At 47.1% G+C, this 13,005-nt stretch carries 8 protein-coding genes and 3 pseudogenes; 1 reads left to right on the forward strand and 10 read right to left on the reverse strand.

Features of this window, described 5'->3' with window-relative positions:
• Positions 1 to 867: 867 nt before the first annotated feature.
• The 7 genes and pseudogenes from FU659_RS11330 to FU659_RS11360 all read right to left on the reverse strand — a co-directional run bounded on the left by FU659_RS11330 (position 868) and on the right by FU659_RS11360 (position 8,198).
• Positions 868 to 1,539 carry a GNAT family N-acetyltransferase gene (locus FU659_RS11330; protein ID WP_147947682.1) on the reverse strand — a complete coding sequence of 224 codons (672 nt, stop codon included), beginning with the start codon at positions 1,537 to 1,539 and terminating at the stop codon, positions 868 to 870.
• Positions 1,540 to 1,545: 6 nt separating this feature from the next.
• Positions 1,546 to 2,268, reverse strand: coding sequence for a GNAT family N-acetyltransferase (locus tag FU659_RS11335; protein ID WP_147947683.1), 723 nt, complete (start codon positions 2,266 to 2,268; stop codon positions 1,546 to 1,548).
• A 28-nt stretch (positions 2,269 to 2,296) separates the two neighbouring features.
• Positions 2,297 to 3,154: a carbon-nitrogen hydrolase family protein gene (locus FU659_RS11340; RefSeq protein ID WP_147947684.1), complete on the reverse strand. Its 858-nt coding sequence runs from the start codon at positions 3,152 to 3,154 to the stop codon at positions 2,297 to 2,299.
• 39 nt (positions 3,155 to 3,193) lie between these two features.
• Complete coding sequence (locus tag FU659_RS11345; RefSeq protein ID WP_187274083.1) at positions 3,194 to 4,189, reverse strand: acrylyl-CoA reductase family protein; 996 nt, start codon at positions 4,187 to 4,189, stop codon at positions 3,194 to 3,196.
• A 237-nt stretch (positions 4,190 to 4,426) separates the two neighbouring features.
• Positions 4,427 to 6,012 (reverse strand): annotated as a pseudogene (locus tag FU659_RS11350) (UDP-glucose--hexose-1-phosphate uridylyltransferase).
• Positions 6,013 to 6,028: 16 nt separating this feature from the next.
• Positions 6,029 to 7,015, reverse strand: coding sequence for a UDP-glucose 4-epimerase GalE (galE, locus tag FU659_RS11355; protein WP_147947686.1), 987 nt, complete (start codon positions 7,013 to 7,015; stop codon positions 6,029 to 6,031).
• Between the two features lies 1 nt (position 7,016).
• A complete protein-coding gene (locus FU659_RS11360; RefSeq protein ID WP_147947687.1) occupies positions 7,017 to 8,198 on the reverse strand; it encodes a galactokinase in 1,182 nt (393 codons plus the stop codon).
• Positions 8,199 to 8,395: 197 nt separating this feature from the next.
• Here FU659_RS11360 and FU659_RS11365 point away from each other — a divergent pair, with 197 nt between their 5' ends.
• Positions 8,396 to 9,253 carry an AraC family transcriptional regulator gene (locus tag FU659_RS11365; protein WP_147947688.1) on the forward strand — a complete coding sequence of 286 codons (858 nt, stop codon included), beginning with the start codon at positions 8,396 to 8,398 and terminating at the stop codon, positions 9,251 to 9,253.
• A gap of 53 nt (positions 9,254 to 9,306) precedes the next feature.
• On the opposite strand, the pseudogene FU659_RS11370 reads toward FU659_RS11365, so the two are convergent.
• From FU659_RS11370 to FU659_RS11380, 3 genes and pseudogenes are all read right to left on the reverse strand, one after another.
• A pseudogene (locus FU659_RS11370) lies at positions 9,307 to 10,289 on the reverse strand (ABC transporter permease).
• 1 nt (position 10,290) lies between these two features.
• Positions 10,291 to 11,370, reverse strand: a complete 1,080-nt coding sequence (locus FU659_RS11375; RefSeq protein ID WP_147947689.1) for an ABC transporter permease — start codon at positions 11,368 to 11,370, stop codon at positions 10,291 to 10,293.
• Positions 11,363 to 12,903, reverse strand: a pseudogene (locus tag FU659_RS11380) (ABC transporter ATP-binding protein). Before FU659_RS11380 ends, FU659_RS11375 begins: the two are co-directional and overlap by 8 nt.
• Between the last annotated feature and the right edge of the window lie 102 nt (positions 12,904 to 13,005).

Consider the following 13,005-nt stretch of genomic DNA (forward strand, 5'->3'; position numbering starts at 1 on the left):
GAATATTCGAAATTTGAATGCTTTATGATGCAACATGGCGAACACGACCTCCTTTCGTCTTGGCATATACATCTATTATAGCACATATGTTCGCTACATAGCATGGTTTGTAACCGTTTCCTAGATATGTGTCGGATCGTTGACGTGGCAAAAGCCACGCCCTATCCGAAATTTTCTAACTCACGACTGAAGTCACGAGTTTGCGAAAGCTGTTCACCAAGCCGAGAATGCAACGCTAGTGATTATATGCTTTTTCTGAAGAATCTTTTCTTTGCCACAATCGGGTAAAAAGAAAAACCGCCAGAAAATCCTGACGATCCTATCGTAAGCACGGTTTTCAGCGTTAAAGTGGCGTTGTTGCTTGGACTGACTGCTGTAGCACTGAAAAACAGCGTTAATATTCCAAATATGTCACTTTTGATCTACTTGTCTATCAGTAAGCACAGTTTTCAGCGTTATAGTAGAGTTGTTGCTTGGACTGACTTCTGTAACACTGAAAAACAGTGTTATCTTTCTAGACATACCGTTTGCGGAACCATTTCCTTTTGGGACTCTTCGTAGGTCATGACATCCTTTACAGACTAAGTGTTTAAACCCGTTCCATGGAGCGCTTCAATTTTGGTACTTCCGATTACGTTCATCGCCAAACATCATCTCAAGTAGGTTTGACTCCACATGTTTAACAAAATATGAAATAAGGGTTAAGCTTCCGCTTAGCCCAAACCAATCTCTTAACGAAAAGAACCGCGCAGCGCGCGGATCTCCTCTACGGATAGATGTTACATAAAGCTAACTCCCATATACCGAATACGGATGTCCAATGCTTGGCAGTGTCCCTATAAGCGACAGTTAGCCTAGTCTCCTCGACTAAAGCGGAAAAAGCGCTAACGTCGTCTTCCCCTCAAGAGCCCCAACCATCTCGTGCCACGACTTTGGCTTATTAGGTAAGAAGGAATAATACTGTTTCAGAAACTGAGCTACCACATCTGCATTCAACTCCACTTGTTCCTCGGTAGTAGGTAGAAAACAGAGGTCCAGCTCTTCGACAGCTTCGCCATTATTCTCCCAAGATGGATGCACATAGTCAAAGTCCAGACGCTTGTAACCCATGTGCGACAATACTTCGCGGCGCACATAAGGGTCCATTGGCTTCACCCCGCCGAAAGCATGTCCTTCAATACGATATGGATCGTAAATCTCAGCAAACATCCCTTGCATAGGTTTGCCCGATGCCAAGGCTAAGCTCTCCAAATCGCTCCATCGTTTCTTGGCCAGGAATCTGCCAATACCAAGTCCGGCTTGTCCAATAATCGTAAAATCCGTCATCGCCACTTGAAAATCTTCGTAATACCGATATTCCGTAGCTCCCACGACTTTCCCTTCATATACAGCCACAAATACACGAATTCCCGGATCTTCCAACGGTTCTTTCCATAGGGAGTATTCCAACACCTCTTCTGGTGGAAACACCTCTTTCATCAAATCGTGCATAGAACGAAACAACGGATTTTCTATATGGGTAATTCGAATATACTCCACCCTCGCTCACTCCTTCGGTTCATTTAGAAAAGGATTACGCCACTCCATCAAAAGACCATAATCGAGCGATTCCTCATCCTTTAAATAATTCTTCACAACCTTCACCGGTGTTCGTCCACATCGCAGCAAGAAGGTAATCACAGGGTCCTTCAAGGAACCATCCAGCAACGCCGCCACATAGGCATCCACACTCATAGCAGCAGCAACCCGCTGATAGCCAGGCATTCGTCCCCCTCCAATCAGCCGCTGCAAGCCTTGGTTGACGACAACCTCGTACATGGACTGCATCATCCATTTACCGAGTCCAAACTTCCGATAAGCGGGCCTAATGCATATATCCACGATATAGAGGGTATTTCCATCAGGAAGATGCGTACGAATGTAACCATCATCTGTTAAAGCAGACCAAGTATGTTCCACAGCCTGCTCCACATCATAATTCACGCGAAGTCCCGTCATGGACCCGACAACTTCACCAGCCACCTCTACACACAGAGCTCCTTCAGGATATCTTTGCACATGCTCAGTTAGCTGCTCTTCGTTCCACCACTGTTCAGGCGGATACGGCGGTGGAAAGCTTTCTTCCTGTACACGGATCAAAGCTGGGAAGTCATCTTTCGTGTACGTACGAATGACGGCTTCCACTGGCCTGTTTTCGTCAAATACGAATAGCTTTTTGTAGTACAGATAGGCAGGATCGTATATCCTACTATCCTCAGACTGGCCCATCGCTCCCACCCCCCCTCTCTGGTCCGCTTTAGGACCAATCGGTGTATAAATCCGTGCGGCGATCACGCCATGTGGTGACGGTACCTTTTTCTCGCACTAAGGTTAATAGCGCCAGATCGAGATCAGCCGTAACCACCATATCTCCGTTGATTTCGCCTTCCACAAGAATCCCTTTCGGCGGAAAAGGCACATCGTTAGGTGTAAGGACCGCCGCCTGACCGAAGTTGCCTCTCATAAAATCAACCGTTGGCAATGAACCAACCGTCCCCGTTGTGACCACATAAATTTGATTTTCGATCGTTCTTGCATGACAGGAATAGCGCACACGGTGAAAGCCGTGTCGATCATCCGTGCAGGATGGCGCGAAAAGCACGTCGGCTCCACGGGCTCTGGCCATTCGAACAATTTCCGGAAACTCCATATCATAACAAACGAGGATCGCAATTCGACCTTTATCTGTGTCAAAAACCTGTAGACTATCCCCGGCACCCATATTCCAATCCTTCACCTCAGAAGGCGTGATATGCAGCTTCTTCTGTTCAGCCACTCGTCCATCCGGATAAAATAAATGTGCCGTATTATACAATTTGCCTTCTTCGGACGTAATGTGCGTGCCGCCAATCAAATGCATGCCCGTTCGCTGCGCCAAACCTTGAAAAAGACTGCGATAAGCTTCCGTATAGGAAGGCAGCGCATCAATGCGCAAAGCTTTGCCTTGAGCGTCCCCTATCGACATCAGCTGGGTCGTAAACAATTCCGGAAAGAGCACAAAATCAGCCTCGAACTCCTGGGCTATCTTCACATAATGTTCCACCTGAGCGGCGAATTCCTCAAAGCTGTGTATCGTATGCAAATGATATTGCACCGCAGAAACTCTCATCTTCAACGCTAATCTCTCCCCTATTTTCATGTTGCCATTCACTTGTTAGTCGGATAATCGAACAAGAATCCGTCCACGTACCCGGCCGTCAAGCACCTCCTGTGCAGCTTCCTTGACAGTATCCAGTGTAACTTCTCTATAGACAGTTCGCTCTAGCATGACAGGTTTCAAATCATTAGCCAATCGATCCCAGAGGCACTTTCTCATTGGCATCGGACAATAAACCGAATCAATACCTAATACATTCACACCGCGGAGTATAAAAGGATAGACAGAAGCCGCGAATTCACCGCCCCCTGTCAACCCGCTCAGGGCAACAGAACCGCCATATTTGATACAGCTTAGCACGTGGGCAAGCGAATCTCCGCCTACCGGATCGATTGCCGCTGCCCAGTATTCCTTATTCAACGGCTTGCTTGCTGCGGACGCGACCTCTTCCCGGGTCCGTACTAATTTAGCGCCAAGTTCCAGCAGGTAGCCATGGTCCGCAGACTTCCCTGTGCTTGCTTCTACCTCATAACCGAGGGCAGCCAGCATGGATACACTGTTGCTGCCCACACCACCGGTTGCACCTCGCACAAGCACAGGACCCTGCTCCACACGAAGTCCGTTCTCTTCTATTCGCTGGATCGAAAGGGCCGCGGTAAAGCCAGCCGTCCCTAAAATCATCGCTTCGCGATGCGTCAGTCCTTGAGGCAAGGGTACGACCCAATCAGCTGGTACACGCGCATACGCACTCATACCTCCATAATGTCCGGTTCCCAACTCGTAGCTGGTCACCAGCACGTCATCTCCTTCTCGAAACCGGCTGTCCGCAGAAGCTACAACAGTACCTGCCAAGTCAATGCCTAGCACCATCGGATAGGAACGCACTACACGGATCGTCGGACTGCAAGCCAAAGCATCTTTATAATTAATTCCGGAGTACAAGACACGGATCGTCACTTCACCGGCTGGCAAATCCTCAAGCAGCAGTTCTCTCACTTCGACCGTAAAATGCGTCTCTGTCCGCTCTACCAGTAACGCTTCAAAGCTGTCCATTTGCATATCCTCCTTCAAGGGGATTACGTTTCTTCGCTTCCTCTCTATCTTACTAAATTCACCTTCCTGATGCCATCCATGCTGCATACTTTAGTCCCACGAGGATAAACGACTTCGTCGTCCTTTAGGGACGAGCGAGTTTACCAAGATAGATGCGAAGCAAATGTATAGAATTATACTTTCTTTTTGCAAAAAAAGCCTGAGGGATATCCCCTCAGACTACGTTTGCTTCTATTTTTATTGTGCTGTAAAACCCGCAGCGCTTAGAAAACGCCCGAATGCGGCTTGCCCGGCGGCATCTCGCTTGAACACGCCTGCGTCGAGCAGTACGTCAAGGAACTTGCCGCCGACTTCGCTCTGCAGCACAGCGTTGGCTGCGTCTGCCTGCAGCGCAGCTCCGTGCTTCGCGAGCAGCGCTTCAATCCATCCCGCATGCTTATGCAGCGGATGACCGGCATCTTCGCGGATGTCGCTGTCGAATTCGGCTTCGCCGGCAAGCAGCTTAGCGATGTCCGCCAGCTCCATTTGCAAGCGGCCTGGGAGCACCGCGAGCCCCATAACCTCAATCAAGCCGATGTTCTCCTTCTTGATGTGATGCAAGTGCTGATGCGGATGAAAGATGCCATCCGGATGCTCATCACTGGTACGGTTGTTCCGCAGCACCAGATCAAGCTCGTACTCGCCCCGCGCATTGTTGCGGGCGATCGGGGTGATCGTGTTATGCGGTACCCGCTGTCCGTCCTTCTCGCTGAAGGCGAGGACGTCCGCTTCCGCATCACTGTAAGCACGCCAATCTTCTAGCAGCTTGCTCGCAAGTTTGTACAGCAGCTGCTTATTATGGCCGCTTAAGCGCAGCACGGACATCGGCCATTTCACAATGGCTGCTTTCACGCCAGCAAATTCCCCATGCGAGAAAGCCTTCTCGCTTGACGCTTTTTCCATAGGGAACTGATGTCTTCCGCCTTGGAAATGATCGTGGTTCAGAATAGAACCACCCACAATGGGCAGATCGGCATTCGAACCGATGAAGTAATGCGGGAATTGATCGATGAAATCGAGCAATCGATAGAATGTGCTCGCTGTTGTTTTCATCGGAATATGATTCTCGTGGAAGATGATGCTGTGCTCATTGTAGTACACATAAGGCGAGTACTGAAACAACCATTTCTCGCCATCAAGTTCAAGCGGAATCACACGCAAATTTTGTCTCGCCGGATGATCGACACGTCCTGCATAACCCAAGTTGTCTACACATAGTAAGCATAAAGGGTAGCTGCTTTGGGGCAGCGTCTTGAGCAAAGCGATTTCCTTCGGATCCTTCTCAGGTCTGGAGAGATTAATCGTGATCTCAAGATGGCCATAGTCGGTGTCAGCAAGCCAATATTCATTTTTCCGTATGCGGTCCATGCGAATATAATTGGAATTGATCGATTGTTTATAGAAGTAATCCGTTGCACGCTCTACACCCGATGATTTGGCTGTGTTCCAGAAATGGTGCACAACCTCGGACGACGCGGCATCAGCAGGCCCATAATCCGCGCGTCCAACAAATCCCGATAAGTTGTCGTGTTCTCTTTCAAAAGGCCCACCTCATAAGCGGCATCCAGCAGTTGTTCGAGCAAAACAACCGGACTATCCAGCTTCTCGGTCGGAACTTCACCTTGATAAGGTTCAGCAAGTCCGAATACATCAAGCAGCGCATTTCGGGATGTGAATACATCAAGGTGTTCCACCAGCCCATTTTGTAAAGCAAACTGCAAAAGGCGTTCTATCGTCAGCGCCGCAAGCTGCGGCACATTGTTTGTTCGTTCCATGTGACTCATTCCTCTCTGCACAAACCTACTTTTCGTAACCACTCGGATGATTTTGATGCCAGTTCCATGCGCTCTCAATGATCGATTCCAGCGAATCACGAGTCGGCTTCCACCCAAGCTCCTCTCTCGCTCGGTCAGAGGAGGCAATCAAGGAAGCAGGGTCACCTGCTCGGCGCGGCTCAACAATAGCCGGAATTGCATGGCCTGTCACTTTGCGAGCAATGTCAATCACTTCTTTGACGGAGAAACCTGTTCCATTCCCTAAATTATAAATATTGCTTTCTGCACCATCGCGCAGCTTCTCAACTGCAAGGACATGCGCACTGGCCAAATCGCTAACATGAATATAGTCGCGTACACACGTGCCATCTTGTGTTGCATAATCTTCTCCGAAGATCGAGATATGGGTTCTTTGACCCAACGCCACTTGAAGAATGATTGGAATCAGATGAGTTTCCGGGCTATGATCCTCGCCAATTTTACCGCTTGCGTGAGCCCCGGCGGCATTGAAGTAGCGAAGCGAAACATATTTAATCCCATGGGCGGTATCGAACCACTTCATCATTTTCTCCATCGCCAGCTTGGTCTCACCATACGTATTCGTTGGCAGCGTACGATCGCTCTCCAGGATAGGAATGTTCTCAGGCTCCCCGTAGGTTGCTGCCGTGGATGAAAATACGATTCTTTTTATATCGTATTCTGTCATTTTCTCAAGCAGGCAAAGCGTGCCATACACATTATTATGATAATATTTAGCCGGATTCGTCATACTCTCGCCAACTAATGAATTTGCTGCGAAATGGATAATAGCGTCAATAGCGTTCTCTGTGAATACCGTGTCCAAAAAAGCTCCGTCACGCAGATCGCCCACGTACAGCTTGCCCCCAAGTACCGCATCGCGGTGTCCTTGCTGCAAATTATCTACGATGACCACTTCTTCACCTTTAGCTAACAACTCAGCTACAGCATGAGATCCGATATACCCTGCTCCACCCGTTACCAGAATAGCCATCTTACAACGCCTCCCTTACTTGCTCTACACCGTTACCAATATCACAAACATAAAAACTTGGAATTAAGTCTGTTTTCTCCGTGTATTCTTGACCGACTTGATCAATAAATAGTTGTACACTATCTTCATGAACAAGTGAGACTGTACACCCGCCGAATCCTGCTCCTGTCATACGTGCGCCTAACACACCTGGGACTTTGAGCGCTGCCGCAACCATTGTATCTAATTCTAAGCCTGTTACTTCATAGAGGTCGCGAAGCGAATCGTGCGAACCGATCATCAGCTTGCCAAACGATTCAAGGTCATTCGCTTCCAAAACCTCAATAGATTTCAGGACGCGATCAATTTCCTCGACTACATGCTGCGCTCTGCGGCGTACGGTTTCATCCGTAATTAAATGTTTGAACTCGTTAAACTGCGTCAGGTTGATTTGGCCTAGTAACGTGATGTCGGGGAATTGCTTTTGCAAATAGGTCACAGCCTGCTCGCATTGACTTCTTCTTTCATTATAAGCGGAGTCAACAAGACCTCTTCGTTTGTTGGTGTTACCAATAACCAGCTTGTAGCTGCCACTCTGGAATGGCACATGGCGGTACTCCAGTGTATCGCACATCAGCAAAATCGCGTTATCTTTCTTGCCATTCGCGACTGCAAACTGGTCCATAATGCCACAATTGACACCGACGAATTGATTTTCCGTTTTTTGTGCCAACAGGGCAATTTTCACCGTATCGATAGGGTAGCTTTCAAGCGTCAACAAACTATATGCCGTTACTACTTCAATCGAAGCAGAGGAAGAAAGTCCCGCACCATTCGGAATTTCACCGTGGAATAGTAGATCGTAACCTTTCGTTACCGGGAAGCCTTCTTTCGCCAGATGGACGAAAATCCCCTTCGGATAATTCATCCAATCATCCTCTTCATGATAAGACAAATCATCTATGGAAATTTGTTTACGGAGTGTCAGATTGGTGGATGCAAAACCAATGACACGATCTTCTCTCGGACGAATGATCAAAGTCGTTCCGAAGGTTAAAGCTGCCGGAAAAACATACCCACCATTATAATCCGTATGTTCGCCGATCAAATTAACTCGACCCGGCGCGTGAAATGCTGAAATCGCCGCAGTGGATTCACCGTAAATGTCAATAAACGTGTTTTTTAGTATTTGCAAATCTGCCATTCTGGCACCGCCTTTAGAGGTATTAGAAGTCATATAAATACGTATGATTGTAACTTCAGTATAAGAGAATAATCTAGGATTGGCTATGGATGCATGTTATTTTAACATGGATAAATATGATTTATGTATGCCTTCAAGTTTAAAATTTATGTTATAGTGTTGAATATCAAGAAGCACATCGAAGAGGAGAAAACGCGATGGCGAAGTCGGCAAGTTACTATGTGGTATCGAATCCACTGCCCTTACATGAGAATGAGTTGACCGTACTTTTCGCTGGAGAGAGCCAAACCAAGCCTGAACATCGGCTAGGTCCCAAAGTGTATGACTATTATTTGATACACTACATCATTTCCGGCAAAGGCGTCTTCTCCTCTCAAGGACAAGACTACAAGCTGGGGGCCGGAGACAGCTTCGTCATTGAACCGGAGCAGCTTATTAGCTACGTCTCCGATGAGTGTGATCCTTGGCACTATTGCTGGATTGCCTTCACGGGCGCACAAGCAGCTGCACTCGTTGCTTCAACAGGCGCTACGCCTTTGCAGCCTGTTATTCATACAGAGCGGAACCGCCATATTTCCGTCCTTTTTCGCCAGATCCAACAAGCCTTAAAGACTAAACGTACGAATGCCCAACTAAAGGCGATTGGTTATTTGCATCTATTACTCGGTGAGTATTGCGAAACCTTGTCAGCCTCTGCCTTAATCGGGGATATCACGCATGCAGAAAATGACCGTATCGTTCAGCAAGCTATCCACTATTTATCCACCCAATATGCGGAGCCAATCACCATCGAGCTAATGGCAGAGAGCTTAGGCTATAACCGCGCCTATTTATCCCGCATGTTTAAGCGACATACCCAAGTCACCCCCGTCACATTTCTCCTAAAGCTTCGTGTCGATAAAGCTCGTTTGCTGCTAAGAGAACGCTTAGAACTAACGATTGAGCAAATCGCTTCTTCCGTAGGATTTTACGATCCGTTATATTTCTCTAAACAATTTCGAAGGTGGTATGGAGTATCGCCAAGTGAGTATCGCAACCAAATAAAATCACTTTGAAAAAAAAACATGCATAGCTCAGGGTTGCCCCTAAGTCTATGCATGCTTTTGTTTTAACGCTTACCTGGATCGTAAGGCTCACCAACGCCGATGGCGCTTTAGCACGGCCTACTGCGCCTGCCAGAACTAGAATGGTCAGTACGTACGGCAGCATGTAAAGGAATTCCTGCGGAATATTTTTCGAAAATTCGAATAGTCGCATGAAGTTGTTCAATGCCTGCGCCATCCCGAAGAATACCGCAGCACCTAAGGCCCCAAACGGGTGCCACTTACCGAAGATCATCGCAGCCATGGCGATAAAACCCTGGCCGGAGATTGTGTTATGCGAGAAGCTGCTTGTAGTCGTAAGCGTAATCGTCGCTCCGCCTAGTCCGCCTAATGCCCCGCTGATCAATACAGCCAAGTAACGCACTCGCTTCACTTTGATCCCTACGGTGTCAGCAGCACTCGGATGCTCGCCCACAGAGCGAAGACGCAGACCGAAAGGTGTTTTGAATAACACATAATACGTGACAGCAACCAGAATTAAAGCAATGTACGTAGTCGGATAAGCGGTGAAGATGGCATAACCGAGGTAAGGTATTTGGGACAGCAACGGAATCTCAACTTTAGAAAAAACATTGTTTAACGTTTCCGTTTGACCAGCTCCGTGGAACAAAACTTTAACCAAATATACAGTTACACCCGCAGCCAAAAAGTTAATGACTACACCACTGATGACTTGATTCGCTTTGAATGTGATCGTAGAGACTGCATGAATCAAAGCAAAAATTAACGCAAACAGGATAGCTGTTAGCAAACCAATCCAAGGTGACCAAGCGCCCATGTTGGCTTCTTCCGCATAATAAGCCCCTACCGCAGATGCAAAGGCCCCAGAAACCATTAAGCCTTCAATCCCGATATTGACAACACCGGAACGCTCCGAGAAAATCCCACCTAAAGCTCCGAATATGAGAGCTGTCGAGTAGACAAGCGTCGTATTAATAAGTTCACTGAATTTCGTAAAAAATGCGTTAAGCATGGTGAGCATGTCCATGTTACGACGCCCTCTCTTTCTTGCGCTTGCCATAGAATGGGATAAGAACCCATTTGACAATGCCTTGGGTAGCTACGAAGAAAATCACGGAACCGATGACGATTCGCACGATTTCAGGCGGAACATCCGCACCAAAGCTCATCCCCGCTGAACCGTAGGATAGTCCTCCAAACAAAGCTGCTCCCAGAACGATTCCTATCGGGTTATTCGCTCCCAACAGAGAAACCGCAATACCATCAAAACCATAACCTGGCGATGCCGCGGCTATGACTTGATAATGAAACACGCCCAGAATCTCGAACACACCAGCCAGTCCGGCAAAAATACCACTAATAAACATGGCCTTAATAATATTCTTATTCACATTCATCCCCGCATATTTGGCGGCATCGATATTATGACCCACGGCGCGCAACTCATAACCTTGCTTGGTTTTCCAAAGGATGACATAGAAGGCCACCGCCGCTAAAATCGCAATCACGGTCCCCCAGTGCATTCTGGCATGATTGAGCAGCTCAGACAACCAAGTGATGCTAAGAGAAGCAGAATCCTGAATCATGTAAGAACGCTGCTGCTTCGGCTCCAGCAGGAATTGATTCACGATATAGTTGGACAAGAACAAGGCGATCCAGTTCAACATGATCGTTGTGATGACTTCGTTGACGCCTCTTTTGGCTTTCAAATAACCCGCGATAGCGCCCCATAGGCCGCCGAGGAGAGCTCCAACAATAACAGCTAACGGCGCATGGATAATCCAAGGAAGTCCATGTATTTTCACACCGATAAAGGTTGCGCCTGTCATCCCCATGACTACTTGTCCCTCAGCACCAATGTTAAACAGGCCCGTACGGAAAGCGAATGCGACCGATAATCCGGTTAAAATCAGCGGTGTTATCGCCCTGATGGCTTCACCCATATCATAAGCATTACCGAATATCCGAGAAAATAATGCGCCATAGGCCGTAATAGGGTTATATCCGCCGGCGAGCATAACGAGCGCTCCGAATATAAGTCCAAGCACAATCGCCACAATTGGATTTACTGCCGATTCACTTGTAAAAATACGAGCAACCTTATTCATGAGCAGCTCCTTTCTCTGTGCGCTTACTGCCAGCCATTAGAAGACCGATCTCTTGATCGTTGGTCTCTTGCGGCATGACTTCCCCGACAATTTGTCCTTCATAAATAACAGCAATACGATCTGAGACATTCATAATTTCGTCCAGCTCAAAAGAAATCAATAACACGGCTTTCCCATTATTCCGCTGCTCAATCAATTGCCGGTGTACGAACTCAATGGCTCCGACATCCAAACCTCGGGTAGGTTGAGCCGCAATGAGAAGGTTCGGGTTCTTATAAATTTCCCTGGCAATAATAGCTTTCTGCTGATTACCGCCTGATAGAGAGCGCGCTTTATTGTAAATGCTTGGCGTCCTAACATCGAACTTCTTCATGAGTTCTTCGGCATGACGATCAATTGCCTCGTAATTCAAGAATCCGCCCTTACTATATGCAGGGTGAAAATACGTTTCCAACACCATGTTTTCGCTCATTGAAAAATCCAATACGAGTCCGTGTTTATGCCGATCCTCTGGAATATGCGATAACCCAGCTCCGAAATCTGTCTCGGTGTATGGTTCGTAATATCCTTGCCCAGCAGCAGCACACGTCCGCTATCAATAGCTCTCAAGCCAGTCAATGCTTCAATTAACTCACTTTGACCGTTCCCATCAACACCAGCAATACCAAGGATTTCTCCGGCTTTCACTTCAAAACTGAGCCCTTTTAACGCAGGCAAACCTTGATGATCACGGGACAACAGATCCTGAACTTGAAGAACAGGCTCACCCAATTTCACATCTTCTTTATTTACCTTGAAAGTAACATCGCGACCAACCATTTTCTCTGCCAAAATCTGTGGATTCGTGTCGGAGATCGTTAAGGAGTCAATGACTTTTCCTCGACGAATAATCGTCACTTTATCCGCAATCTCCATGATTTCTTTAAGCTTATGCGTAATGAGGATGATTGATTTTCCCTCTTTGACCAAATTTCGCATAATGACGATCAATTCTTTGATTTCTTGCGGTGTTAGAACTGCCGTAGGTTCATCAAAAATAAGGATGTCCGCGCCGCGATACAGCGTTTTCAAAATTTCCACACGCTGCTGCATGCCGACGGATATATCCTCAATTTTCGCTTTAGGATCAACGCGGAGACCATATTGTTCAGAAAGCTTACGAACTTTATCTTGTGCTGTTTTGTAATCGACATTCATGCCCTTTTTGGGCTCCATGCCGAGAATAATATTTTCCGTCACGGTAAAAGGCTGAACCAGCTTGAAATGCTGATGCACCATACCGATGCCTAGCTCAATCGCACGATTCGGGCTATCAATGTCAACTTCTTTACCCTGAACCTTGATGTGACCTTCATCTGGCTGATATAGACCGAACAAAATATTCATCAATGTCGATTTACCAGCGCCATTCTCACCAAGCAAGGCATGAATTTCACCATGCTGCAGCTTCAAGCTGATTGAATCATTTGCGATAATGCCCGGAAATCGCTTCGTAATGTTGCAAAGTTCAACAACAGGGGTTAATTCACTCATCAGATCACCCTAAGGATCAATTTTTTTTATAAAATGCCTCTTAAACTAAAGAACAAGGCTAGTTAGTATAACTAGCCTTGTTTCAACGGTAATAAACAGATC

The sequence above is a fragment of the Paenibacillus sp. N3.4 genome (assembly GCF_008017805.1).
Lineage (GTDB): Bacteria > Bacillota > Bacilli > Paenibacillales > NBRC-103111 > Paenibacillus_E.

Bases quoted from the DNA above. Each gene is read 5' to 3' on its own strand.
- FU659_RS11335 (WP_147947683.1), bottom strand. From the start codon at position 2,268: ATGGGCCAGTCTGAGGATAGTAGGATATACGATCCTGCCTATCTGTAC.
- FU659_RS11345 (WP_187274083.1), bottom strand. From the start codon at position 4,189: ATGGACAGCTTTGAAGCGTTACTGGTAGAGCGGACAGAGACGCATTTT.
- galE (WP_147947686.1), bottom strand. From the start codon at position 7,015: ATGGCTATTCTGGTAACGGGTGGAGCAGGGTATATCGGATCTCATGCT.
- FU659_RS11365 (WP_147947688.1), top strand. From the start codon at position 8,396: ATGGCGAAGTCGGCAAGTTACTATGTGGTATCGAATCCACTGCCCTTA.
- FU659_RS11360 (WP_147947687.1), bottom strand. From the start codon at position 8,198: ATGGCAGATTTGCAAATACTAAAAAACACGTTTATTGACATTTACGGT.
- FU659_RS11375 (WP_147947689.1), bottom strand. From the start codon at position 11,370: ATGAATAAGGTTGCTCGTATTTTTACAAGTGAATCGGCAGTAAATCCA.